Raw genomic sequence first — 23,938 nt, 5'->3', positions numbered from 1 at the left:
TAAGAATAGAAGGAGAATGCTCATTTTTTAGCGAATCAATCTAGTGGAATTTCTTTTTATATCAGTCCGTGTCCAGCCTGCAGTGCGAGTATAATGCAAAGGAGGGATTCTGTGGAACAGGATACTCAGCATGTCAAACAGTTTCAATCGAAAACCGATCTTCATGCCGTTTTGACGTCTAACGGGCGTATTATGTATATTTCTGCAAACTGCAAATCGTACTTCAGTTATTCTCAGGAAGAGATGATCGGGTCATTTCTCAAAACGTTCCTGCATGAAGAAGATCAATTTTTGGTTGAAAGTTACTTCTATAATGAGCATCATTTGATGCCTTGCACCTTTCGTCTTATTAAAAAAGATCATACCATCGTATGGCTTGAAGCGGGTGTGGAAATTGTCACACCGCAAATGGAGGGGACGGATCGGGAAATCATCCTCAAAATCAAGGTGCTTGAGGAGAAGACGCCCCGCCGGCCTTATATGTATGAACAAAAGAAGCAAAAGGCAGAACAACAGTCGGAAGATGCGGCTGGAAACGGCGAATTCGAGCGTCTTGTCGAAATGCTGCCGAATCCTTTATATGTCAGCATCAACGGCACAATCGCCTACGCCAACAACGCGATGCTTGCCATGCTGGGAGCCGAAAGCAAAGACGAGGTAATCGGCAGGCGCTCTTATGAGTTTATTGAAGAAGAGTATCACGACATTGTGAAAAACCGAATTGTGCGGATGCAAAAAGGAATGGAAGTCGGAATGATCGAACAGACGTGGAGAAGACTCGACGGCACGCCCGTTCATTTAGAAGTAAAGGCGGCACCGACGACATATAAAAATCAGCGGGCGGAATTGCTGCTTCTGATTGATATTTCTTCACGGAAAAAATTCCAAACGATTCTGCAAAAAAGCAGAGAGCGTTATCAGCTCCTCATTCAGAATTCAATTGATACGATCGCCGTGATTCAAAATGATAAATGGGTATTCATGAATGAGTCGGGCATTTCGCTGTTTGAGGCTGAAACATATGAAGATTTAATCGGGAAAAACGTCTATGATCAGCTTCATCCCTGTGATCATGACGGCGTGAAACAGCGGATCCAAAATATTATCAACCGAAAGACCGAGTCAGAAATTATTAAGCAATCGTGGTTTACCTTTAAAAACCGGCTGATCTACACGGAAATGGTCTGCATTCCGACGACGTTTTTCGGAGAAACGGCCGTGCAGGTCATTCTGCGTGACATTTCTGAGCGGAAGCAGACGGAGGAATTAATGCTGAAGTCGGAGAAGCTGTCTATCGCAGGGCAGCTGGCGGCGGGAATCGCTCACGAAATCCGCAATCCGCTGACGGCGATCAAAGGATTTTTACAGCTCATGAAGCCGACGATGGGGGAAAACGAACATTACTTTGAAATTGTGTTTTCTGAACTGAGCAGAATCGAATTAATTTTAAGTGAGCTTTTAATGCTTGCCAAACCTCAGCAAAACGCCGTGAAAGAGCGTGTAAACTTAAAGAAAATTATAAGTGAAGTGACCGCTCTTTTAGAGACGCAGGCAAATCTTAAAGGGATTTTTATCAAAACGGATTACGAACATGACAGCATGTATATTAACGGTGATCAAAATCAGCTGAAACAGGTGTTTATCAATCTGATTAAAAATGCCGTTGAGTCGATGCCGGATGGGGGAACGGTTCACATCATCATGACAGAAGATGAGTATTCCGTTAATGTGACGGTGAAAGACGAGGGTGACGGGATACCGGAAAACGTGCTGAAACGAATAGGCGAACCGTTTTTGACAACGAAAGAAAAAGGAACCGGCCTGGGGCTGATGGTCACATTCAACCTTATTAAAAACCACCAGGGAGCTATCCAAGTAGACAGCAAACCGGACAGAGGCACGGCCTTTCATATTACATTCCCGAAACAATAAAAAACAACGGCGTTATGCCGTTGTTTAAATAGTCTGCATGGATTCTCTCGTTTTTAAAATAAATGCTTCCAGCCGGTCCAAGCCTTCTCTCAATGTATCCAGTGAATATGCGAATGACAGCCTCACATACCCTTCACCCAACTTTGAAAACGAGCTGCCAGGCACAAGAGCCACACCTGCATCCTCTAAAAGAGCCATACTAAAATCAAACGATGACATTCCGAATGACTTAATGGAAGGGAAGATATAAAATGCGCCTGACGGCTTTACGACGTCAAGCCCCATTGAAACAAGACGGTCATATACATAGTCAAGCCGCTTTTTATACTGTTCTCTCATAATAAGCGCATCATCAACACCGTTTGTCACCGCTTCAAGAGCCGCTTTCTGAGAGATTGAAGACGCGCATGTCACACTGTATTGGTGAACTTTTAAGATGTGCTTGGCAATTTCTTTCGGTGCGAAAATGAAACCGATTCTCCAGCCCGTCATGCTGTGTGATTTTGACAGGCCGTTGATGACGATCGTCTGGTCTCTCAAATAAGACGCGATCGAATAATGCGGTCTGTCATAGGTTAATTCGCTGTAAATCTCATCAGACAGGACAAAAACATTTCTGCCCTTCAGGACGGCTGCGATGTTTTGCAGCTCTTCCTCAGACAATGTCACTCCGGTCGGGTTTGACGGATAAGGAAGAATGACGCATTTTGTTTTTGGTGTCAGCGATTCTTCAATGAGCCGCGCCGTCAGCTTAAATCCGTGTGTCGTCGTATCCACATGGACCGGAACGGCGCCCGACATGCGGATGATCGGTTCGTAGCCCGGATATATCGGTCCGGGGAGAATAACTTCATCGCCCGGAGATAAAATCGTCCGCAAAGACGCGTCAATCGCTTGGCTTGCCCCGGTTGTGACGATGATTTCAGTTTCAGCTTCATAATTCAAATCAGCTTTTTTCTTCATATAAAGCTGTACGGCCTGTCTCAGCTCAAGGCCGCCCGCATTCGGAGTATATGCCGTTGCGTTCTCGTCGATTGCCTTTTTGGCAGCCGCTTTGACATGGTGCGGCGTGAAGAAATCCGGCTGGCCGATCGTAAGCGAAATGACATTGTCGTGCTGAGCTACAAGATTTGAGAATTTGCGAATTCCTGAAATTTCAATTTCTTTTACATTCGGATTAAGCAAATGTTCCATAATTCATCACCTTATACTATATATTGAGTTTCTCCTATTTTACCACTAGCTGAGCATTTGTCATCTTTTTATTGAACTATCCCGAGTATATGTCCGATATGTGAAAACATACCTTCTTTCAGAAAAAAATAAGACAACCAGCTGAAATGATTGTCTTCATTGTATCATGATCTATCTATTGTGATATGTGGCGAATGTCATTAATACCCGTATTCAAAGCTGACGTCTTCCCGCCATAAGATGTATGGAGCGGGCTTGTCGGGACGCTCTTTCGCCTCTTTTTTCATTTGCAGGTAAGCCGTTTTGCTGATATCTTCTAACACCGTCATTTGATCTTGGTCGAATATGACTACTGTACCCATTTATTACACCCTTCTTCCTGAAAAATCCTTGACTATTTTACCACTCGATGTCAAAAAGTCAATGGGATATCAGAAAAAAGCATCTTTTTATAAAGAGTTCATGGCCAGTTGGATCGAATACATTCACTTTTTCCGTTTACAGCCGATATATACAGTACAATACTGAATGCGGATAGCGAGGGATTGAATTGTCTTTACAACAATACGATATTTTATTGGATTCAGGCACAAACGAATTAGAAATCGTCAAATTTGAAGTAGGCGTCAATACATTTGGCATAAATGTGATGAAAGTCCGGGAAATCATTCAGCCGGTAGATGTCACATCTGTGCCTCAGTCTCATAAAGACGTAGAAGGGATGATTAAGCTGAGAGGCGAAATTCTTCCCGTCATCAGTCTGTATACCTTTTTCGGCGTTGATGCCGAAGGAGCAAAAGACGATAAATATATCGTAACGGAATTCAACAAGCGGAAAATCGTCTTTCACGTCGGTTCCGTTTCACAAATCCACAGGGTGTCCTGGGAGGCGATTGAAAAGCCGACTTCCTTGAACCAGGGCATGGAGCGGCATTTAACGGGAATCATCAAACTGGAAGACACGATGATCTTTCTGCCTGATTATGAAAAGATCATTTATGATATTGAATCGGCATCCGGAGTTGAGACTTATCATGTCCATCAGGAAGGATTTGATGAAAGACGGGCGGGTAAAAAACTGATCATCGTTGAAGATTCTCCGCTTCTGATGCGTCTTTTGACGGATGAGCTGACTGAGGCGGGGTACAGTGAAATCGTTACGTTTGAAAACGGAAAAGAAGCGTATGATTACGTCGTGGAACTGACGGATAACGGAGCAAACCTGTCAGACCATATTGACATGATTATCAGTGACATTGAGATGCCGAAAATGGACGGGCATCGTTTGACGAAGCTCCTTAAGGATAACCCGCAAAGCTCTGATGTGCCGATTATGATTTTCTCGTCCCTGATTACGGACGACCTGCGCCACCGGGGCGAAGTCGTCGGAGCGGATGAACAGATCAGCAAGCCTGAAATCAGCGAGCTCATTAAAAAAGTGGATACGTACGTGATTGAATAGAAAAAAGCCGATGCATGACGCATCGGCTTTTTTGCGGCGGAATTAAAAATAACTCTCACCAAGTTTTTTAAATACGGGTTTATGATAAGCGGGCTGCTGCCTGTTGGCGGCAAGCGGTTTTTCCTTTAAGCCCACATATTTTTGCAATACGTTTTTCGCTTTTGTCAAAGACATTTGTGCTTTAGGATTGCGGTACGACTGATTTAACGTACCTAAATGCGGAAGATGCTGGAAGTCTTCTTTTGTTGGAGGCATGTGAAAATAGTAGTCTCCGATAGAGATAAGTACGTCTGACTGCTGTTGGCTAAACCTGGGATTATTTGAAAAGTGAAGCCCTATTTTTTTCCCTTTGCCTTCTTTCACAAGCTTTTGTAATGCCCGTTTTTTCAGCAGATAAAGGTATTTAGGGTTGGGGGCGGTTTTTGCATGGCGGTTCACAGTATAAACAGCTTTTGAAAGATTCTCGATGGTTGGCTGCAGCTCTTTCGAATAAGCGTGGTCGTCCATTATTTCTCTCCTTTGCATTGATCAAGTTCATATATAGATTATACTTTTTTAGCGTTGAAATGCAAATATTGATTATAAAAATACGCCTTTTTCTGATGAAAAGGGCGCATCTTTTTCCTTTATTAGACAGGTTTCGCATGTTTTTCAGAATCAGCCTTTAATGATTGCTGCACATCGATCTCTGCTGCCTCGGCGCTGTATTTCGGAAGAGCGATAAAATAGAACACAAATACCGCTAAAATCACGATTCCCATGCCGTAATAAAGGTAATCAATATTGGTAACGAATTTCGGAAATAACAGGGCGACCAGTCCGAGTGTAATCGATTGGGCAAACATCATAAAAGGATCCTGCCAGCCGCTGACCCGGCCCATTATTTTCGGATGAACGATTTTCGGCATCCAGCCGCCGATGGCGATATTGACAGGGCCGATGCACATGCCGAGGACGAAAGCCGCCGCATAATAAATCCACAGCTTATCCGTATAGCCGAGGATAAAAATGAGCAGTCCGGCTGCCAAAATAGGAATCGACATCAAATGATGCGGTTTGACTTTTTTTGCGATCATCGTTCCGATCACACTTCCTGCAAGCAGGCCGAAGCCGAGTGCGACGGTGAAGATGGAAGTATGTGATTCGTAATGATCAGGCGCCAGTCCGTATTTCATCGTAAACATCGGCAGTACGGCAAAGCCGCCGTTGACAAAACCAAAGATAAAAAAGCCGAAAATAAGGGAAGCAAGCAATTTGTTTTTAACAATATATACGATCCCTTCCTTAAAATCAGCGACCGAGTCTTTCAGAAACGAATCTCCCCATTTAAAAGGGCCGTTCGGCTGACGGGCTTCTTTCGGAATGCGGCACGCGCGGATCAGAAAGCCTGATACAATAAAGCTGACAAAATCAAGGATAATGGCTCCGTGAATACCGATCGTTTTATACATAAACGCGCCTATACCGACACCGAATACCATGAAGATGCTGAACAGGATCTGGTTAAGTCCCGCCGCTTTCGCGTAATGCTCCTTAGGCAGAATAGCTTGTACAAGGCTGGCTTCCGCCGGGAAAAAGAACTTGGTCACGGCGCTTCTGATGAACAAAATACAGAACACGAGAGGGATGCTCCCGGTGTATAATGCGGCAAACAATACGATCGTCAGTCCGGCTCTGATCCAGTCACAATTCTCTGCGACCTTTTTCCTATCAAGCCGGTCAGCTGCGACACCGACAATCAGAAATACGAAAACTGTCGGCAGTGAATACATCAGCTCAGCCAAAGTCGTGTATGCCGGCTGGTTTGAAAAATGGTCCAGCAAGTAAAAAGCGAAAGCCATATTACCTACAGTCGTTCCCATTTGAGAAGCGAGTGCTGCGAAAAAGAGACGGACAAAATTGCGATTTTTAAATATATCCATAAACACGCTCCTTACCCTAAAGGTCCCACTGTAATATATTATCATCAGCTCGTTCCATTAACAAATAAGATCTTTCTATCTTATAATAGTCACCCTTGTTCCATTAGGAACGGCAGCGGCAAGTTCAGTGACGTCCTGATTATACATCCGGATGCATCCTTTTGATACCGCTTTGCCGATGGAGGAAGGATTATTTGTTCCGTGAATGCCGTAATGAATTTTAGAGAGGCTGAGCCAATAAGCGCCGAACGGGCCGCCGGGCTTAGGCTGGCGGTTCACGATGTAAAATTCTCCGGTCGGCGTGGTCGTCAATATTTTTCCGACTGCGATGGGATACGTACGGATGAGCCTGCCAAGGCGGTATAACTCCAGTTTCTTCGCTCCGATATACACGATGATGGAGTAGGGAATGGTGGATGGGTCGGGAAGATTCGGTATGATAATATGCTGTCCCGCGTATATGACCGATTGGATTGAGGGATTTGCCTGAAGGAGAGCAGCAGTGCTTATTCTGAAGTCTTGCGCAATGCTTGAGATGGTTTCTCCTTGTTTCACTTGATATGTCAGCAGTTTCATCACCCTCCTTTTTGCTCTTTTCCATATACATATTACGGAGGGGGTGTCTGTGCATCAGGATAAAAGTCTTATTTTTGCTCGGTTTTCAATGTGAACAGCGTGATTTCCGGTCTGGCTAAAAATCGATACGGCAGTCTTGTCGTACCGAGCCCGCGATTGACGTAAACGCCTGTGTCATGCAGCGTATACATGCCGTCGGTATACGTTTTTCCGTAAGGAGGCGTAATAAGAGGGCCGAAAAACGGGAGCTGGACCTGGCCGCCGTGAGTGTGTCCCGACAGCTGGAGGTTTACGGGATATCCGCCTATCTTGAGAGCGGCATCAGGCTCGTGGACGATTAAAATGGAAAACGCATCTTCGGAAAGGCGTGACAGGGTGCCTTCATAATCGGGTTTTCCGAGCATTACATCATCCAAAAACGCGAATTCAATCCGGCTTCCATCTGTCAGCTGCACCTGACGGTAGCCGTTTCGAAGCACTTGAAAATCAGCCGCTTCCATCAGAGCCTTGTACGTGTTCGTACCGTAGCCTCCGTGGTCATGGTTTCCGTAAACACAAAGTTTGCCGAAGGGAGCTTCAAGATTTTGCAGCACGGCGAGTGCATGCTGGTGATCATTAAATAAATGCGGCTTATCAATTAAATCTCCCGTAAAGATGAGCAGATCGGGTTTCAGCTGATTGATCTTTTCCGCTGCTTTATTCAAGTCACCGGATGTAAACACATCACTGAGATGCGTATCGCTGAATTGAACGATTTTAAAATTGTCAAAACCGCGGGGGATCAGGCGGCTGGTGATTGTATGCCGGGTGATCTCAATCATGCGCGGTTCAATATACCGGGCATAGCCGTAACCTCCGCAAGCCATTGCGAGAGCTGTACCCAAAATGCCGAATCCTCTTTTTAAAAATGTTCTTCTGGTCATTTTCTCCATATGTAAAACCAACCTTTGTCAGAGTTGTTCTATTATATCATCAGCTTGGCTGAAAAATCCCTTCTCAGCATGTAATGACGCGGAAAGACATCTGTGATAAAATTATGAATGATTATTCATTCAATAATAAGGGGTGGGTTTGTTATGGATAAGAAAGCGGTAATCATTACAGGCGGATCAAGCGGCATGGGAAAAGCAATGGCGAAAAAACAGGCTGAATTAGGATGGCACGTCATGGTGACAGGGAGGAACCATGAAGCACTTGAGGAAACAAAAAAAGAAATTGAGACCTTTGAGGGGCAGGTCGCCTGTTTTCAAATGGATGTCCGTTCTGATTCCGCCGCTTCAGACATGATGACAGAAGCGAAAAAAGTCTTTGGCCGGCTCGATGCGCTGATTAACAATGCGGCCGGCAACTTTATTTGCCCGGCAGAGAAGCTGACGCCCAATGGATGGAAAGCTGTTATTGAGATTGTTTTAAACGGCACATTTTTCTGCAGCCAAGCAGCGGCAAGGCATTGGATCGAGCAGGAGCAGAAGGGCGTCATCTTAAATATGGCCGCTACATACGCATGGGGAGCGGGAGCGGGTGTCGTTCATTCCGCTGCAGCCAAAGCGGGGGTATTGTCACTGACAAGAACGCTGGCCGTTGAATGGGGGAGCAAATACGGCATCCGCACAAACGCGATAGCCCCCGGCCCGATTGAACGGACAGGCGGTGCGGAGAAGCTGTTTGAATCGGAAAAAGCGGTGTCCCGCACTATGAACAGTGTGCCGCTCGGCCGGCTGGGCACACCGGAAGAAATCGCCGCGTTGGCAGCGTTTTTGCTATCTGATGAAGCGTCCTATATAAACGGGGATTGTATCACAATGGACGGGGGTCAATGGCTGAATCCTTATCCGTTTTAATTTTTCATATATTGATTATTTTGCAAAACAAGCGAACGTTAAAGCCGCCGTTCGCTTGTTTTATTTTCTATTCAAAATTATGATATAATTTTGAAAGATTAAGGGGCGATTAATTGAAGAAATTATTAAAATGGTTCGTTGTACTATTTGTAAGCAGTTTCGTTATCATCTTTAATATTTGGTACTTTATTATTTGTGCTTTTACTCCGGAGTATTATCAAAATACCAATCTTACATCTGATGAAATAATCAGATTTGAAAAGCTATATCACATCGATTTTCCTGATGAAACGAAATTTATTAAAGCCAGGGAGTATTTGAGTGGGCTCGGAGGCGATACATCGGCTGTATTATATGTGTCTCTGCCAGCCAAGCTGGCGGAAACAATTTTATCTGATTACACGTATATGCCAATAAATCATACTGATACTGCCGGTTCAATGTATGGAGTTGACGTTTCCGAGAGTGTTGGCGGGTTAACAACTCTTACATTTGGCACTTTAGATAAAAAAGGAACTTTCTTTCAGTTGAAACATGATGATGATTGGATATTTAACAGCACTGATTGGAGCCATTATTTTTGGACAGCTGCCGGTTATAATGCTCTTATATTTATCCTTTTATTTGTGATTGTGAAACAAATGAATAACGTCCTTAATTAACCGGTCTGAAGAGTGATCTTAAAAATGTCCCCCTTTTATTTTAAGCTGCGGCCATACTGCCTCCTTTTCCCCTAATCTAAACATTTGTGGTGCTGATATAATTGTGTATAATCAGACAAAGATAGAGAAGCAGGTGATAACATGTTGGACCCACTTGATATACTGACGAATATTGATGATGTCATTCCGTATTACCAAGCGATTTTTAACGCTGAGGAACAAAGAGTCGTAGGCTACGAAGTGCTTGGGCGGATTTTGGCAGATGCGGAGATTGAGAGCCTCGGGCCGTTTTTCTTAGATTCCGGCATTCCGGAAGAATATAAGCTTGAGGTCGATGACAGAGTCATCAGGCAGGCGCTGGAGCGGTTTAAAGAAGCTGACCGTGATCTGTTGATTTTTATCAATCAGGATGCGAATGTATTGATGCTTGACCACGGCGAAAGCTTTCTTGAGCTTTTGAAAGAATACGAAGAGCAGGGCATTGAATTGAACCGTATTGTGCTTGAGATCACCGAGCACAATTTCGAAGGCGACATTGAACAGCTGTACCATATGCTTGCCTACTATCGTACATACGGCATTAAAATCGCGGTGGACAATATAGGTAAGGAGAGCAGCAACCTGGACAGAATCGCGCTCCTTTCACCGGACCTTCTGAAAATAGATTTGCAGGCGCTGAAGGTATCTCAGCCGTCACCATCATATGAGCATGTGCTGTACAGCATTTCATTGCTGGCGAGAAAAATCGGCGCCGCGCTGCTGTATGAAGATATAGAAGCTGATTTCCAGCTCCAGTACGCATGGAGAAACGGAGGCCGATTTTTTCAAGGCTATTATCTGCAGGCGCCGAGCGGGGATTTTATAGACCGGAGCCTGTTAAAAGCACGCTTGAAAACGGAGTTTCAGCAATTTATTACGAGAGAAAAAAAGAAGCTGGAAACGGTATATGAACACTCTGAGAATTTTTATAAGCGGGTCAATCAGGCAGTTTCCGAGCTAAAGAAAACCCATCAGGCGGACGATGAGTTTATTAAAAAACTGGCGGAAAACCTGACCGACTGCTGCTTCAGAATTTATATGTGTGATGAAGAAGGCTATCAGCTGACGGGAAATGTGTTCAAGCAGTCCGGCGAATGGCTTTATCAGCCTGAATACATGGAGAAAAACTGGAGCTGGCGTCCGTACTTTTTAGAAAACATCATGAAGATGCGGAATTCAAGAAAAGGCTTTTTCAGTGACCTGTACAGTGATATTGAGACAGGTGAGATGATCAGAACCTTTTCATACCCGATGGATGACAATATGTATTTATTTATCGATCTGCCTTACTCTTATTTATATGAACAGGACGGGTTACTTTAAAGCGGCTGCTGTATGCCGCTTTTTTTGTTCATTTGAAAAAAGTTTTAAAAAACGATTGACAATGATACTGATAATCATTATCATTTAGTTATAGAGAGAAGTTACTCTCTGTTCCCCAACCCCTCTATCAGATCAAGATCCGAAAAAACTTGGCGCTACCCCCGCCAAGTTTTTTTATGCCGTCTCGCATAAAAAGGCTTCTCCTTACATACATCTGATAATGGCGGCTCAAAAAGCGAAAAATTATTTTTGAAAGGTGTATGACATTCCGAAAAAAGCTTCAAACTATTCGAAAACACGGTTTTCCCGTTTATTTCTTTTTGAAAATCCAGCGGGAAAATGCCATCCCGGTCTACTTTATGGTATGATGCTCTGTAGAACTTGTATTATAATAAATACTTGTTGATTTGAAGTTGTTTTTTGAAAGGAGTCTTTTTTTAGAATGTCACAATTAATGGGTATCATCACGCGGCTGCAAAGTCTGCAAGAAACAGCGGAAGCGGCTAACGAGCCGATGCAGCGTTATTTTGAAGTTAACGGCGAAAAAATTTGCAGTGTTAAATATTTCGAAAAAAATCAAACGTTTGAACTGACGGTTTTCCAAAAAGGTGAAAAACCTAACACATATCCGTTTGATAACATTGACATGATTTCTATTGAAATTTTTGAGCTCCTTCAGTAATTTGATTTGATTTTTCAGGCTGACCAAGCTTCCGGTCTTCCGCAAGCGGAGCTTTATTAAATTATGCAAAGGAACGTGCTTGTTCGTTTGGTTGTAGACTCTGGAAAGAGGAGTGTCCGTACATGGCTGATTCTTTTCTGTTTTATAATCTTTCTGAGGCACAGATGACCTTTCAAGACGTGACGGAGCGGCTGAAACGCTTTGTCAATAAAGACCCCCGTTCAGCATACGTGCTGTCTGTAGGGACTGATTCACAAGTTTACCGCGACTTCACAAAGTTTATTACAGCTATACACTTGCACCGTACAGGCAAGGGAGCTTGGGGCTGTTTGAAAAATCATGATCTTGCAAGACCGATACATAGCCTTCGCGAAAAAATTTCGCTGGAAACCGCGTTCAGCCAGGAGATGGCTGCGCATATCCTCGACGACCGTCTTATGGAACTGACAGATTTGCTCTTGCCTTTTACGGATGAAGGGGCGGATCTTTCATTTGAAGTGCATCTGGATATCGGTCAAAAAGGACTGACAAAAGAATTGATACAAGAAATGACCGGCCGCATTACCTCGATGGGCATTGAAGCGAAAATCAAGCCCGATTCCTGCACAGCATTCAGTTATGCCAATCGTTACACAAAATAATATTTCATACAGAATCCGCAAAATGTCGAATTATGCGGTTGACGATTTTTTTCTGTTTACTTATTCTAGCGGTAGAGCTGAAAGCAAATTTCACATTGCTTTCAGAGGTATTCAGTTAAAAATAGGGGGCCTGATTACGTATGAGTCTTATCAGTGAACGATTTACGGAAGAAGAACAGAAACTTCTGCTGAATATCCTGATCAATCAAGAATATGCCATTGAGCTTTTGACCAGCGAAATCAATGATATAGAAGCAGGGTCAAAAAGCGTTGATGGAACCACTTATAAAAAACTCGTAACGCTCTATGACCGTTTTCGGAACGAAAATTAATCAGCGGCCTATAAATTGATACTCGATTGCAAAGAGTATCTTTTTTATTGACGGAAACTTTTCGACAAAAAATGATAATGTTTATATTATTGCAATATAGGGAATACATGCTTTGATGAAAAATGTAAAGGGGTCGAAGTGACATGATTAGCTTACAATCAGATCAGCTTCTTGATGCAACAGTCGGACAATTTATGATCGAGGCGGATAAAGTGGCGCACGTTCAAGTCGGAAACAACCTTGAACATGCTCTATTAGTGCTGACGAAAACCGGCTATACCGCCATTCCCGTCCTTGACGCTTCGTACCGTCTGCACGGTTTGATCGGGACAAATATGATTATGAACAGCATTTTCGGACTTGAACGGATCGAGTTTGAGAAGCTGGATCAAATTACGGTTGAGGAAGTCATGCTGAAAGACATTCCCCGTCTCCACATCAATGATCCGATTATCAAAGGGTTCAGCATGGTCATTAACAACGGCTTTGTCTGCGTTGAAAATGATGAAGGCGTCTTTGAAGGCATTTTCACGAGAAGAGTCGTATTAAAGCAGTTGAGCAGCCATATCAGATCATTGAATAAGTAGGCTCGCACGATCAGCCTATTTGTTCTTTTGCATGCCAGGAAAAGAAAACGCATACATATGAGTGGCGCTTGCCTCGGCAGCCTTTATTTTATTAGAATGGTAGATAAGAAATACGAAAAGGCATTGAAAAGGAGGACGACATGCAGCTTCAAGAGCTTCATATGCTCGTAGTTTTAGCTGAGGAATTAAACATGAGGAAGGCTGCCGAACGGTTATTCGTGTCACAGCCGGCTCTGTCCCAGCGATTGCAGACCATTGAAAAAGCCTGGGGAACAAAGATCTTTCTTAGGTCTCAAAAAGGACTTACGGTAACGCCGGCAGGAGAAAAAATCATACAATTTGCAAATGACGTCACGGATCGGCAAGAAAGAATCAGAGAAAACATTGATGAACTTGAGGGTGAGATTCACGGCACACTAAAGCTTGCCGTCGCTTCGATTATCGGGCAGCACTGGCTTCCGAAAGTGTTAAAAACATATGTGGAACGATATCCGAATGCAAAGGTCTCTCTCATTACAGGGTGGAGCAGCGAAATGCTGAAAAGTCTGTATGAAGATCAGGTACATATCGGCATTATCCGGGGAAATCCGGAATGGAAAGGCCGGAAAGATTATTTAATGACCGATCATTTATATTTGGTCGATACGGAAATTTCCTGTATTGATGATATTGCCCATACCGACCGGCCGTTCATCCAATTCAAAAGTGACAGTACATATTTTCAGGAAATTCAGCATTGGTGGCATCAAAAATTCAAAACCTCGCCGAAACAGACCATCCTTGTCGATCAGATTGAAACGTGCAAGCAGATGGCGCTGCACGGGATCGGTTATGCCATTCTGCCGTCAGTCACATTAGAAGAGGAAGATAAAGTAAATAAAATGCCCCTGCTTGATACAAAGGACCATCCGATCGGCCGTGACACATGGCTGCTCGGATATGAGCCGGCATTTGAATTAAAACAGGTGCAGGCTTTTGTTTCTGTCATTAAAGATATGCTGAAGCAGGAACGCCCATTTTAGAAAGACAGCAATCATGCTGTCTTTTTTTTATTTTTTATTGACAATGAAAATCATTATCATTTAAAGTGTTATATATGTTAATGAAAATCATTATCAATTACGAGGTGATCATATGCAAAAAGCATTAATGATATACGCAAGCATGTCGGGGAATACAGAGGATATTGCCGGCATTATAAAAGAAACACTGAGCGGGCATCAGATAGCAGTTGACTGTCTTGACATGGACGAAGCAGATGCGGATTCTCTCGAAGCATATGATTATGTTTTTGTCGGCACGTATACATGGGGGGACGGTGATCTTCCTTACGAAGCGGAAGATTTTTACGAAGATATTCTGCACAGCCAGCTCAACGGACTGAAAACGGCCTGTTTCGGTTCAGGCGATCACGCCTACCCGAAGTTTTGCGAAGCGGTCACGCTGTTTTGCGATGCGTTTGAACAGGCCGGAGCCAATTTATATCCGGAAACGCTGAAAATCGAGCTGGCGCCCGAGACGGCTGAGGATCAGGAATGCTGCAAAGAATTTGTCCGCGGTTTTCTTGCATGGGCCGCTCACCACGGAGACAAGTGCCATGTTTCATAAAGGCGCGACGGCTGTCATGGCATCAGTATCTTCGGGATTTTTTGTCGCTGTGAAAGGCGAAGGTATTTTTCATTTTTCGGCGGAAGAAGGCTGGAAAAGACTATTCCGAGTGAAAAGCAGAATTTATGTGCTGACTTACATAGGGCCCTACATATTCGCGGCTGGAGAAAAAGGCGCCGTCCTCAGATCAGCCGATCAGGGAAAGACCTGGACGGCCTCCCGGTTTCCGACCAGCGCCTCCGTATGGGCCGTTGCCGGGCGGAATGACGGGTTTGTCTGTGCGCACGGCACATACTGCCTCTACTTATCTGATGATTTCGGCGTCACTTGGCATGTGGCTAAGCCCTTTTCACAATTAAAGGAGCCGCCTGTCATCCGTTCGCTTTGTTTACACGGTCAGACGATTTATATCGGCACCCGAATTCATATGAATCATGGCGGCATTTGGGCGTATGATCTGACGGAAGAACGCATCCGGCGTATAATCCGCGAAAGGCAGCGCATGACGGCTTCAATGATGATGTATCAGAATGACTGGCTCATTGCAGCAAAGGGCGCGGCAAAGGGAGAACGGGGGGAGGTTGCCGTCCGAAACGTGCGGACGCAAGAGGAGTTTGCCATTACAGCCGGACCCGCCGTACGGGAAAAATCATTTCTCGACGTTTCTGAGGATAACGGGATTATTTATGTCACATCGTCACAGGACGAAAACGGATTTTCGCGTATTTATCAAGCTGATCTCGCCGCCGGTGAATTAAAGTGGTTTGATACGATCCGCGGTCACGGATGGCGGGTGGCTAACCGGGAAGAAAACTTTTTTTGCGCGGGCCTTTACGAAAGTAAGTTTGTCAGACCGTATGAGGCGGTTCGGCTCGCACATTAGTTTTTATGCATAAAGGAGAGACGAAGATGGGGAATGTATTGCTTGTTTACGCCACAATGTCAGGAAACACCGAGGCGATGGCGGATTTAATTGAAAAAGGGCTGATCGAAGCACAAGCATCCGTAGACAGATATGAAGCGATGGATATTCATGCCGAACTTTTTAATGATTACGAGTATATTTTATTAGGCACATATACGTGGGGAGACGGGGATCTTCCTGATGAAATGCTCGATATTGCTGAAGATATGGAAAACCTGGAGTTTATAGGAAAAACATTTGCTTTGTTCGGTTCCGGAGATACGTCCTATGAGTTTTTTTGCGGAGCGGTTGACGAATTGGAAAAAGTAATCACAGCCCGCGGCGGGCGGGTGGTGCTGCCGTCGGTCAAAATTGAAAACAACCCTGAGGGCAGTGAGGAAGAAGAGCTCCGGGAATTCGGAAGACAGTTTGCCGCGCTGTGCAGCCAGCCGGCAGAATAAAGGCTTGTTCCTTTTTTTCTTGTCTTTGTATCCTTCCTTTGTTACAGTAATGAGGTAGAAAATCAGAGGAGGACAATACATATGAAAATGATGGATGCAAATGAAATTATTTCATTTATTCAAAATAGTACAAAATCAACGCCTGTAAAAGTGTATGTAAAAGGCGATCTTGAAGGAATCAGCTTTGGCGATTCCGCTAAAACATTCCTGAACGGCCAATCCGGCGTCGTTTTTGGCGAGTGGGCTGAAATTAAAAGCGCAATCGAAGAAAACAAAGACAAAATTGAGGATTACGTCATTGAAAATGACCGCCGCAACTCTGCGATCCCGATGCTTGATTTAAAAGATGTTAAAGCGAGAATCGAGCCCGGCGCTATTATCCGCGACCAAGTTGAAATCGGCGACAATGCCGTTATCATGATGGGTGCATCTATTAATATCGGTTCAGTCATCGGCGAAGGTACGATGATTGATATGAACGTTGTTCTCGGCGGACGCGCGACTGTCGGCAAAAACTGCCACATCGGAGCGGGTTCTGTATTAGCGGGCGTTATTGAGCCGCCTAGCGCTAAGCCTGTTGTCGTGGAAGACGACGTTGTGATCGGCGCAAATGCGGTTGTGCTTGAAGGCGTAACAATCGGTAAAGGCGCGGTTGTCGCTGCCGGAGCCATCGTTGTAAATGACGTCGAGCCATATACCGTTGTAGCGGGAACACCTGCGAAAAAAATCAAAGATATCGATGAAAAAACAAAAGGCAAAACAGAAATCAAACAGGAATTACGCCAGCTGTAAGGAATGGTTTGATAGAATGGGCGTGGATGATAAAATCCACGCCTTATTCTTATCTCAAGGAGGAATACATATGGAAAAAGAGCGGCTCATTGCCATCCGAAGAGATCTGCACCGCATTCCGGAGATCGGCTTTCAGGAATATAAAACCCAACAGTACCTGCTGAATCTATTGAACCAATATCCGGAGGAAAGAATTGAAATCGAAACTTGGAGAACCGGCATCTTTGTCAAAGTCAACGGCACGGCTCCGGAAAAAATGCTCGCCTACAGAGCGGATATAGACGCTCTGTCGATTGAAGAGCAGACGGGGCTTCCGTTTGTATCTGAACACCCCGGTTTTATGCACGCATGCGGCCACGATATGCACATGACCATTGCGCTCGGCATTATTGATCATTTTGTCCATCATCCCGTCAAACATGATCTGCTCTTTTTATTCCAGCCGGCTGAAGAAGGACCGGGCGGAGCGGAACCGATGCTTGAAAGCGATGTGCTGAAAAAATGGACGCCGGATTTGATTACCGCTCTCCATATAGCACCTGAGCTTCCTGTAGGCACAATTTCCACCAAAAGCGGATTGCTGTTTGCCAATACGAGCGAGCTTGTCATCGATCTTGAGGGGAAAGGCGGGCATGCGGCATATCCGCATACAGCAGACGACATGGTCGTTGCCGCGAGCACGCTTGTCACGCAGCTGCAAACGGTCATATCCAGAAATACGGATCCGCTTGACAGCGCTGTGATAACTGTCGGAACGATTACCGGGGGCACGGCGCAAAATATCATCGCAGAGCATGCTCATCTGGAGGGAACCATCCGGACGCTTTCCGAGGAATCAATGCGTATGGTGAAAAAGCGGATTGAAGAGCTTGTCAAAGGAATTGAAATCGGCTTCCGATGCAAAGGAAAAGTCACGTATCCGTCCGTTTATCATCAAGTTTATAATACAAGCGGCCTGACCGAAGAATTTATGCAATTTGTCAGCGATCATCAGCTTGCTGACGTGAGAACGGCGAAAGAAGCGATGACCGGAGAAGATTTCGGCTATATGCTGAAAAAATATCCCGGCTTTATGTTCTGGCTGGGGGCCGATTCATCCCACGGGCTTCATCACGCCAAGCTGAACCCGGATGAAGATGCGATGGAAACCGCGGTAAATGTCATGGTCGGATATTTTTCGAAGTATGCCAATTAAATCCGAAAAGAAGAATAATCTAACAAAAATTGAGCATTCTACATAACGGAGGTGTTCAATATGACGAAAAAAATTGGAATTGAACAATCTTTATCGGATGTAGAACAGGCGTTAAAACAAAAAGGATATGACGTAGTGATGATGAAGACTCCTGAGGATGCGAAGAATTGTGACTGCTGTGTCGTAACCGGACTTGACAGCAATGTCCAAGGAATTGCCGATACGTCAACTCAGGCTCCCGTCATTACGGCTTCCGGAATGACCGCCGACGAAATCTGCAGCGAAGTGGAAAAAAAATTTCATTAAAAAGAAAAAACCGAAGCTCACGCTTCGGTTTTTCTATTCGGCGGAAGCGGCGTTTTTAAAACGGTCGAGCGCGATTTTTATTTCTCTCCGCAGTACGCGTTCAACCCGCCATTGCTCCATATTTTCTGTTTTGGCAATGATTCTGATCACCATTTCTGACGTGCTTAAATCCTGAACCCCGATGACGTCCGGCCCTTCCTTAATCTGCGGGAGCTCAGCGGCTGCTTTGTCACACGCGGTTTGCAGGATTTGAATGGTTTCATCAAGATTTTTTTCAAGCGGCACTTTAATATCGACAAGCGCCTGCATCGTTCCGCGGGAATGGTTGCTCACATTGGTAATGCCCCGGTTGGGAAGATAGTGAAGCGTGCCGTCAAAGCTCCGGATTTGCGTCGTACGGAGACCGACCTGCTCGACAATGCCGCTGTAGCCGGCAACCGTAATATAATCGCCGACGTCGATCTGTTTTTCCAAAAGGATAAAAAATCCGGTGACGATGTCACTGACAAGCCCCTGAGCCCCGAAGCCGACTGCGAGACCGACCACGCCGGCGCCGGCAATGAGAGCGCTCGGATTGTAGTGAAATAAATCCAAAATCATCACGATAAAAACGAAAATCAAGATGTATCCATATACATTAAGCACGAGGCTTCGCAAAGTATAAGCGCGGCCTGTGGAGAGGTTGTTTTGTTGCTCGAATTTCTGAAACAGATGCTTGATCAGCTTTTTTCCTGCCGTCCGGAAAATAAAGTACGCTAAAATAATGAGAGCCAGCTTTATGATGAAAATCCCGGCAGATGTGAGAAGCCCGGCCCAGTCAAAGTGTTTTAAATCAATCATAGTGATGTCTTCCTTTCAAGTCTTTTGCGGAAAAAGCTAAAAGTGATATACCCGTTTTTAAAATAAGATAAACCTTTTAATAGAAACCAGTTATTTCATTTATGATTTGTTCATATTGCCCGGTTTCAATATCATCATTTTTGTGAAGATATGAACTAAGGAATCGCCACACTCATTTTAACATGGTGATTCAGCCAAATCATATCCTTTGGAGGGAAAACAGGAGAACGTTGCCCGGCGAAACTGAAAGCCCCGGCAAAAAACCTTTTTCATAAGGAGGGAAATAAGATGAAATTACGTCAGCAAATGCCTGAATTGACAGGCGCTAAAGCATGGATTAACAGAGAAGTCACGAAGGAACAGCTGGTCGGCGGAAAGCCGGCACTGATTCACTTCTGGTCCGCCAGCTGCCGCATGTGTAAAGAAGCGATGCCTGAGATGAACGAATTTCGTGATAAATATAAAGATCAGCTGAATGTGGTGGCCGTTCACATGCCCCGTTCCGAAGACGATCTTGACCTTGAGAAAATCAAGGAAACAGCGGCTGAACACGATATCTCTCAGCCGATTTACGTCGACAGCGATCATACGCTGACTGAAGCATTTGAAAATGAATATGTGCCGGCTTATTACCTTTTCGATAAAACCGGACAGCTCCGCCATTTTCAAGCGGGAGGAAGCGGGATGAAAATGCTTGAAAAACGCGTCAGCCGAGTACTTTTAGAAACGGAGCAGGCTTCTGAGTAATCGGGACAATCTCCGTCGGACTATTGTCTCGGTTCTGCAAACCCTTTGCCGTTTAGGTAACAGGGTTTTTTTGTGCCTATTGGTTAAAAAATTCCAATATGACATGTGTGGCTTTAAAATAAGAGAAACAGCCGTAAACCGCTGTACCGCTTGTTTTATCGATATCATTATCTTTTACATATTATAGTCGAAAATTGTAGATATCACGCTAATTTTCATTAAACAAGTAATTTCAAGTTATATTTTGAAATGGTTGAATAAATTGGAACTTTGTCCAGAATCCCCTATATGATAAGGGATTTTTGTATATAAAGTACCATTTTCAGAAAATAAGCAATTTTTCATAGAGTAAATAAAATAGTAAAATGATAAAATAATAGTTGATAAAATTACTTTTGTAATCTAATATCTTAATAAAAGCGTTTAAATTTTTGACAGGGGGTTTTACACATGTTTAATGAAAGAGAAGCGCTGCGCTTACGTTTAGAACAATTGAACGAAGCAGAGGTAAAAGTCATTCGTGAATATCAAATAGAACGTGATAAAATATATGCAAAACTGAGAGAATTAGACAATACAGGCAGCCTGTCCGATACAAAAAAAGAGTTTCGTCCGGAGAAAAAAAGTGACTCTCTCCCGGTGCTTGCAGAGCTTGCAGCACAGGAAATGAGAAGCTATCAAAAGCCGCAGACACAGCCTCAATCCTCCCAGCCGCAGATGCAGTCTATTACGTCTCTTCCCGCCGGCATTCCAGACGGTTCTACAAGAAGAAGAAGAGGGACGGCGAGACCGGGATCAAAAGCGGCAAAACTGCGCGAAGCAGCGATTAAAACATTGAAACGCCACAATGCAGCGATTAAAAGTTCCGAACTGCAAAAGGAAATTGAAAAGGAAAGCGGCCTTGAAATTCCTAATATGACAACATTTATGCAAAGCTTAATTAAAATGTATCCGGAAGTGAAAAAACCATACCGTGGCCAATATATTCTTGAGGGAGAAATTTCTCAGGAAACAGCAGAAACGGCAAATGATACGGCTGCTGAATAAAACAGTAAAAACTGCTTGCGTTACTCAAGCAGTTTTTTTGCGCTTTCCCGCTTATTCTGCGGAAGTGACGCATCTTTTCCAGGTTTTTTTTCAAGCTTGACGACATATTTTTGGAAAGGCTTTTCGCCGTCAGCACGTTCTTTCAACGCATCCAGTTTTTCATCAAACGACTGATCGCGGGACTCTGATTGTACAAATTGTTTTTGCAGGGAGATGACTTGTTCGGTAACGGCTTTAAGCAAGTCTTCTGCCTGAACAGTCTCTTTGGAAACAGAAGGGATTTCCAGAGCTTGTTCCGCCGGTTCCGCCGTGCGGCTGTCAATATCAGCAAAATGGCCGGCAATCCAAGCATCACTTTCGTCCAGCTGCCGTTTATATGAAAGAATGGTTTCTTGAAATAACTTTTCTTTCGTTTTTTCTATTTCTACAAGCCGTTCTTTTGTTTCTAGTATTCGATCTCTCATATGATTAATTTCTATTTTAATATGTTTGAGCTGGTATTCTTTTTCTATCATTTGTGTTTGAAGCCGGGTATTTTCGTCTGCAGCGGCATGATAACGCTGTTTCATATCTTCGTGAGAAGTCCGTTCAGTTTGAATGGCGGTCTCAAGTGAGCGGATGCGGGTATGTAAGTTTTTATTTTCTTCTTCAAATTTTACATTTGTAAGATGCAGACGGTGCTTTTCTTCCATCTCATTTTTCCGCCGAAACGTTTCCTGCTGAAGCAGTTCTTGCAGAATGACGATTTTATCGAGCAGCCCGGCTCTGATTTCATGCAAAGAACGTTCCGTGTCACTTGTCTGTTTGTGTTTTTGAGCCATGGCTTCCAATTCGTCAGAAAGCTTGTGAAGCCGCTCTTTAATATTGGCGTTTTCCTCCTGAAGCTTATTATTTTTCTGATGGAAGTAGCTTGCTTCAAATTCTGAAATTAATTTTCTGCATCTGGAAAGTTCAGATTTCAAGTAAAGGTTCTCTTGAGAAGTGTCGTGGAAAAACGGACCTGATATTTTCATAAGAACCATCTCCCTCATGATGTTAACACTACAATATGGGAAAGGAACAACGGCTATTCCTCTTAATTAAACAGACAAGCACCGTAATATTGTATTTCGGCTGAGGCGTTTGCTATGCTTTTATATAGAATGGGAGAGAGATGACATGAAACGGGTGAATGTAATATTAGCGGGGGGAGCTTCCCGAAGATTCGGAGAACCGAAAGCTTTTGCAAAGTGGAAGGGCGGCATGTTTTATGAACAGGCGAAAAAAGCCTTCGGCGGCGGAGAAACGGTGATTATCAGCCGCCCTGAGCATATAAAAAAGTTCTTATCAAACAGGGAGCGGCATGTTTTTGCCGATGAGCCGCGGTTTCGGGGAATGGGCCCGCTTGCCGGCATATATACGGCAATGGAACAAACGGAAGGCGAAACATATACGGTCATATCCTGTGACACGCCGCTCGTGACAAGAAAGACGATGGCTGCGCTTGAAAAGAAGCTGACCGGAAACCTGGATGCTGTCATACCGGTTTGTGAAAACAGAGAGCAGCCCCTCTTGGCGGTTTACCATAAACGGGTGCAGGATGTGCTTTTTGATCAGCTGACACAAAACAAACTGAAAATGACAGACACGTTGAAACGGCTGTCTGTCTGTTATGTGCAGGCTGAAGACATCGGCGCCGGGCCGGAGGAGTTCGCTAATATCAACACACGGGACGATTACACCAGACTTTTGGCGCATGTCGAGTCTTCAAATCAGGACTGATCGGGAAGAAACATGGTATGATGGAAATAAAAATGCAAGGGGACAACACAGATGGAAGAGCGCTATTCGCGGCAGACAAGATTTAAGCCGATAGGGGAAAAAGGGCAGCAGGCGCTGGCTGACAGCAGTGTCCTGATTGTCGGAGCCGGAGCCCTCGGAACAGCCGCGGCAGAGGGCCTGGCAAGAGCCGGAGCGGGCCGTATGGCGATTATTGACCGGGATTATGTGGAATGGAGCAATTTACAAAGACAGCAGCTGTATACAGAAGAAGACGCGAGACAGCGCCTGCCGAAAGCAATGGCGGCCAAGGCGCGTCTTTTGGCGGTAAACAGTGATATACATATCGATGCTTACGCGGCGGAAGGTACGGCGGAAACGCTCGAACCGCTGATCGAACAAGCGGATTGCATCGTGGATGCGACAGATAATTTTGAAACGAGAATGGTCATCAATGATCTGGCGCTGAAAACGAAAACACCTTGGATTTACGGTGCCTGTGTCAGCAGTCAGGGAATGTGCATGACGATTATTCCGGGGGTTACGCCGTGTTTATCCTGCCTGTTTGAGCAAATGCCCGTGGGCGGAGCGACATGTGATACAGCAGGCATCATACCTCCGGCGGTTCATATCGTCTCCGCTTATCAGCAGGCTGAGGCGCTGAAATTGCTGACAGGAAATCATGCGGCGGTAAATCGGCGCTTTTTCACGTTTGACGTGTGGAATAACACCAATATGAGCATAAATGTGGATCAGATCAAACGGGATCATTGCCCTTCCTGCGGCGCGGAGCCCGTATATCCGTATCTGCAGCCTGAAAACAGGCCGAAAGCAAGCGTGCTGTGCGGAAGAGACACCGTTCAAATCAGATCGGAAGCCTTAAAGAGGCTGGATAAAGAAGAGCTTGTCAAACGTCTGAAGCAGATCGGTAAAGTGGAAGCAAATGAATTTCTGCTGCACATGGCGTATGAGCGCTTCAGAATCGTTATTTTTCAGGACGGACGGGCTTTGATTCACGGTACAAACGATATAAAAGAAGCAAATTCAGTTCTGGCCAGGGTGATCGGACTGTAGGAAGGGGAGATAT

Annotated in this window: 27 protein-coding genes and 1 pseudogene; 20 read left to right on the top strand and 8 right to left on the bottom strand. The window is 44.6% G+C overall.

Going from position 1 to position 23,938, the window contains the following annotated elements; genetic code table 11:
- The first annotated feature begins 111 nt into the window (after positions 1–111).
- Entirely contained in the window at positions 112–1,932 is a 1,821-nt protein-coding gene (locus D5S11_RS06045) for a PAS domain-containing protein (RefSeq protein ID WP_108725000.1), read from the top strand.
- On the opposite strand, the pseudogene D5S11_RS06040 reads toward D5S11_RS06045, so the two are convergent.
- A pseudogene (locus tag D5S11_RS06040) lies at positions 1,913–3,126 on the bottom strand (aminotransferase A). The gene D5S11_RS06045 and the pseudogene D5S11_RS06040 sit on opposite strands and share 20 nt — an antisense overlap.
- Before the next feature lie 200 nt (positions 3,127–3,326).
- Positions 3,327–3,488, bottom strand: coding sequence for a hypothetical protein (locus D5S11_RS19825; protein ID WP_007409608.1), 162 nt, complete (start codon positions 3,486–3,488; stop codon positions 3,327–3,329).
- 188 nt (positions 3,489–3,676) lie between these two features.
- Here D5S11_RS19825 and cheV point away from each other — a divergent pair, with 188 nt between their 5' ends.
- Positions 3,677–4,588, top strand: a complete 912-nt coding sequence (cheV, locus tag D5S11_RS06030) for a chemotaxis protein CheV (RefSeq protein WP_007409609.1) — start codon at positions 3,677–3,679, stop codon at positions 4,586–4,588.
- A gap of 42 nt (positions 4,589–4,630) precedes the next feature.
- On the opposite strand, the gene D5S11_RS06025 is transcribed toward cheV, so the two are convergent.
- The 4 genes from D5S11_RS06025 to D5S11_RS06010 form a co-directional block, all read right to left on the bottom strand.
- Positions 4,631–5,095, bottom strand: a complete 465-nt coding sequence (locus D5S11_RS06025) for a YkyB family protein (RefSeq protein ID WP_003154622.1) — start codon at positions 5,093–5,095, stop codon at positions 4,631–4,633.
- Between the two features lie 122 nt (positions 5,096–5,217).
- Positions 5,218–6,510 (bottom strand): MFS transporter, encoded by a 1,293-nt coding sequence (locus D5S11_RS06020; protein WP_108724999.1) that lies wholly within the window; start codon positions 6,508–6,510, stop codon positions 5,218–5,220.
- A gap of 75 nt (positions 6,511–6,585) precedes the next feature.
- Positions 6,586–7,080, bottom strand: coding sequence for a L,D-transpeptidase family protein (locus D5S11_RS06015; protein WP_095284082.1), 495 nt, complete (start codon positions 7,078–7,080; stop codon positions 6,586–6,588).
- Positions 7,081–7,154: 74 nt separating this feature from the next.
- Positions 7,155–8,018 (bottom strand): metallophosphoesterase, encoded by an 864-nt coding sequence (locus D5S11_RS06010; RefSeq protein WP_007409612.1) that lies wholly within the window; start codon positions 8,016–8,018, stop codon positions 7,155–7,157.
- A gap of 144 nt (positions 8,019–8,162) precedes the next feature.
- On the opposite strand from D5S11_RS06010, the gene fadH reads away from it, so the two are divergent.
- The 14 genes from fadH to D5S11_RS05940 all read left to right on the top strand — a co-directional run bounded on the left by fadH (position 8,163) and on the right by D5S11_RS05940 (position 18,459).
- Positions 8,163–8,927 carry a 2,4-dienoyl-CoA reductase gene (gene fadH / locus D5S11_RS06005; RefSeq protein WP_007409613.1) on the top strand — a complete coding sequence of 255 codons (765 nt, stop codon included), beginning with the start codon at positions 8,163–8,165 and terminating at the stop codon, positions 8,925–8,927.
- A gap of 113 nt (positions 8,928–9,040) precedes the next feature.
- Entirely contained in the window at positions 9,041–9,589 is a 549-nt protein-coding gene (locus tag D5S11_RS06000; protein WP_007409614.1) for a hypothetical protein, read from the top strand.
- Between the two features lie 141 nt (positions 9,590–9,730).
- Positions 9,731–10,951, top strand: coding sequence for an EAL domain-containing protein (locus D5S11_RS05995; RefSeq protein WP_007409615.1), 1,221 nt, complete (start codon positions 9,731–9,733; stop codon positions 10,949–10,951).
- 442 nt (positions 10,952–11,393) lie between these two features.
- A complete protein-coding gene (locus D5S11_RS05990; RefSeq protein WP_003154613.1) occupies positions 11,394–11,633 on the top strand; it encodes a YkuJ family protein in 240 nt (79 codons plus the stop codon).
- Between the two features lie 122 nt (positions 11,634–11,755).
- Entirely contained in the window at positions 11,756–12,274 is a 519-nt protein-coding gene (locus tag D5S11_RS05985) for a ribonuclease H-like YkuK family protein (RefSeq protein ID WP_108724998.1), read from the top strand.
- Positions 12,275–12,414: 140 nt separating this feature from the next.
- Complete coding sequence (gene abbA / locus D5S11_RS05980; RefSeq protein ID WP_003154609.1) at positions 12,415–12,606, top strand: antirepressor AbbA; 192 nt, start codon at positions 12,415–12,417, stop codon at positions 12,604–12,606.
- A gap of 143 nt (positions 12,607–12,749) precedes the next feature.
- Positions 12,750–13,193 carry a cyclic-di-AMP-binding protein CbpB gene (gene cbpB / locus D5S11_RS05975; protein WP_003154608.1) on the top strand — a complete coding sequence of 148 codons (444 nt, stop codon included), beginning with the start codon at positions 12,750–12,752 and terminating at the stop codon, positions 13,191–13,193.
- Between the two features lie 140 nt (positions 13,194–13,333).
- Entirely contained in the window at positions 13,334–14,215 is an 882-nt protein-coding gene (gene ccpC, locus D5S11_RS05970) for a transcriptional regulator CcpC (protein ID WP_007611101.1), read from the top strand.
- 112 nt (positions 14,216–14,327) lie between these two features.
- Entirely contained in the window at positions 14,328–14,801 is a 474-nt protein-coding gene (locus D5S11_RS05965) for a flavodoxin (protein WP_025284659.1), read from the top strand.
- Positions 14,791–15,684 carry a WD40/YVTN/BNR-like repeat-containing protein gene (locus D5S11_RS05960; RefSeq protein WP_007409621.1) on the top strand — a complete coding sequence of 298 codons (894 nt, stop codon included), beginning with the start codon at positions 14,791–14,793 and terminating at the stop codon, positions 15,682–15,684. Before D5S11_RS05965 ends, D5S11_RS05960 begins: the two co-directional genes overlap by 11 nt.
- A gap of 26 nt (positions 15,685–15,710) precedes the next feature.
- Entirely contained in the window at positions 15,711–16,166 is a 456-nt protein-coding gene (locus tag D5S11_RS05955) for a flavodoxin (protein ID WP_038463794.1), read from the top strand.
- Positions 16,167–16,247: 81 nt separating this feature from the next.
- Complete coding sequence (dapD, locus tag D5S11_RS05950) at positions 16,248–16,958, top strand: 2,3,4,5-tetrahydropyridine-2,6-dicarboxylate N-acetyltransferase (RefSeq protein ID WP_007409623.1); 711 nt, start codon at positions 16,248–16,250, stop codon at positions 16,956–16,958.
- A gap of 70 nt (positions 16,959–17,028) precedes the next feature.
- On the top strand, positions 17,029–18,153 hold the full coding sequence (locus D5S11_RS05945; RefSeq protein WP_007409624.1) for an N-acetyldiaminopimelate deacetylase: 1,125 nt from the start codon (positions 17,029–17,031) through the stop codon (positions 18,151–18,153).
- 60 nt (positions 18,154–18,213) lie between these two features.
- Positions 18,214–18,459 carry a YkuS family protein gene (locus D5S11_RS05940; protein WP_003154596.1) on the top strand — a complete coding sequence of 82 codons (246 nt, stop codon included), beginning with the start codon at positions 18,214–18,216 and terminating at the stop codon, positions 18,457–18,459.
- A gap of 33 nt (positions 18,460–18,492) precedes the next feature.
- On the opposite strand, the gene D5S11_RS05935 is transcribed toward D5S11_RS05940, so the two are convergent.
- On the bottom strand, positions 18,493–19,299 hold the full coding sequence (locus tag D5S11_RS05935) for a mechanosensitive ion channel family protein (protein WP_108724997.1): 807 nt from the start codon (positions 19,297–19,299) through the stop codon (positions 18,493–18,495).
- Between the two features lie 288 nt (positions 19,300–19,587).
- Here D5S11_RS05935 and D5S11_RS05930 point away from each other — a divergent pair, with 288 nt between their 5' ends.
- Positions 19,588–20,046, top strand: coding sequence for a TlpA disulfide reductase family protein (locus D5S11_RS05930; protein ID WP_012117446.1), 459 nt, complete (start codon positions 19,588–19,590; stop codon positions 20,044–20,046).
- A 450-nt stretch (positions 20,047–20,496) separates the two neighbouring features.
- Positions 20,497–21,093, top strand: coding sequence for a transcriptional regulator Rok (rok, locus tag D5S11_RS05925; RefSeq protein WP_003154591.1), 597 nt, complete (start codon positions 20,497–20,499; stop codon positions 21,091–21,093).
- A 20-nt stretch (positions 21,094–21,113) separates the two neighbouring features.
- Here the strand turns inward: rok and D5S11_RS05920 are convergent, their stop codons facing one another.
- Positions 21,114–22,106, bottom strand: a complete 993-nt coding sequence (locus tag D5S11_RS05920; RefSeq protein WP_007409627.1) for a coiled-coil domain-containing protein — start codon at positions 22,104–22,106, stop codon at positions 21,114–21,116.
- 145 nt (positions 22,107–22,251) lie between these two features.
- Between D5S11_RS05920 and D5S11_RS05915 the strand changes: the two genes are divergently transcribed.
- Complete coding sequence (locus D5S11_RS05915; RefSeq protein WP_042635153.1) at positions 22,252–22,854, top strand: molybdenum cofactor guanylyltransferase; 603 nt, start codon at positions 22,252–22,254, stop codon at positions 22,852–22,854.
- 51 nt (positions 22,855–22,905) lie between these two features.
- Complete coding sequence (locus D5S11_RS05910) at positions 22,906–23,925, top strand: molybdopterin-synthase adenylyltransferase MoeB (RefSeq protein WP_007611113.1); 1,020 nt, start codon at positions 22,906–22,908, stop codon at positions 23,923–23,925.
- Positions 23,926–23,938 lie beyond the last annotated feature (13 nt).

This window comes from Bacillus sp. L75, from assembly GCF_003676355.1.
In the GTDB taxonomy this organism is placed as follows: domain Bacteria; phylum Bacillota; class Bacilli; order Bacillales; family Bacillaceae; genus Bacillus; species Bacillus velezensis.
The sequence above is the reverse complement of the archived record's forward strand: the minus strand, read 5'-3'. Positions and strand labels throughout refer to the sequence as shown.

Coding starts and splice junctions, on each gene's coding strand:
- rok (WP_003154591.1), top strand. CDS start 20,497: ATGTTTAATGAAAGAGAAGCGCTGCGCTTACGTTTAGAACAATTGAAC.
- D5S11_RS05930 (WP_012117446.1), top strand. CDS start 19,588: ATGAAATTACGTCAGCAAATGCCTGAATTGACAGGCGCTAAAGCATGG.
- D5S11_RS05920 (WP_007409627.1), bottom strand. CDS start 22,106: ATGAAAATATCAGGTCCGTTTTTCCACGACACTTCTCAAGAGAACCTT.
- D5S11_RS06010 (WP_007409612.1), bottom strand. CDS start 8,018: ATGGAGAAAATGACCAGAAGAACATTTTTAAAAAGAGGATTCGGCATT.
- ccpC (WP_007611101.1), top strand. CDS start 13,334: ATGCAGCTTCAAGAGCTTCATATGCTCGTAGTTTTAGCTGAGGAATTA.
- D5S11_RS05960 (WP_007409621.1), top strand. CDS start 14,791: ATGTTTCATAAAGGCGCGACGGCTGTCATGGCATCAGTATCTTCGGGA.
- D5S11_RS05910 (WP_007611113.1), top strand. CDS start 22,906: ATGGAAGAGCGCTATTCGCGGCAGACAAGATTTAAGCCGATAGGGGAA.
- D5S11_RS06025 (WP_003154622.1), bottom strand. CDS start 5,095: ATGGACGACCACGCTTATTCGAAAGAGCTGCAGCCAACCATCGAGAAT.
- D5S11_RS06020 (WP_108724999.1), bottom strand. CDS start 6,510: ATGGATATATTTAAAAATCGCAATTTTGTCCGTCTCTTTTTCGCAGCA.
- dapD (WP_007409623.1), top strand. CDS start 16,248: ATGAAAATGATGGATGCAAATGAAATTATTTCATTTATTCAAAATAGT.
- D5S11_RS05940 (WP_003154596.1), top strand. CDS start 18,214: ATGACGAAAAAAATTGGAATTGAACAATCTTTATCGGATGTAGAACAG.
- D5S11_RS05965 (WP_025284659.1), top strand. CDS start 14,328: ATGCAAAAAGCATTAATGATATACGCAAGCATGTCGGGGAATACAGAG.
- D5S11_RS05995 (WP_007409615.1), top strand. CDS start 9,731: ATGTTGGACCCACTTGATATACTGACGAATATTGATGATGTCATTCCG.
- cbpB (WP_003154608.1), top strand. CDS start 12,750: ATGATTAGCTTACAATCAGATCAGCTTCTTGATGCAACAGTCGGACAA.
- D5S11_RS05985 (WP_108724998.1), top strand. CDS start 11,756: ATGGCTGATTCTTTTCTGTTTTATAATCTTTCTGAGGCACAGATGACC.
- fadH (WP_007409613.1), top strand. CDS start 8,163: ATGGATAAGAAAGCGGTAATCATTACAGGCGGATCAAGCGGCATGGGA.
- D5S11_RS19825 (WP_007409608.1), bottom strand. CDS start 3,488: ATGGGTACAGTAGTCATATTCGACCAAGATCAAATGACGGTGTTAGAA.
- D5S11_RS05955 (WP_038463794.1), top strand. CDS start 15,711: ATGGGGAATGTATTGCTTGTTTACGCCACAATGTCAGGAAACACCGAG.
- D5S11_RS05915 (WP_042635153.1), top strand. CDS start 22,252: ATGAAACGGGTGAATGTAATATTAGCGGGGGGAGCTTCCCGAAGATTC.
- D5S11_RS05935 (WP_108724997.1), bottom strand. CDS start 19,299: ATGATTGATTTAAAACACTTTGACTGGGCCGGGCTTCTCACATCTGCC.
- D5S11_RS05945 (WP_007409624.1), top strand. CDS start 17,029: ATGGAAAAAGAGCGGCTCATTGCCATCCGAAGAGATCTGCACCGCATT.
- D5S11_RS05990 (WP_003154613.1), top strand. CDS start 11,394: ATGTCACAATTAATGGGTATCATCACGCGGCTGCAAAGTCTGCAAGAA.
- abbA (WP_003154609.1), top strand. CDS start 12,415: ATGAGTCTTATCAGTGAACGATTTACGGAAGAAGAACAGAAACTTCTG.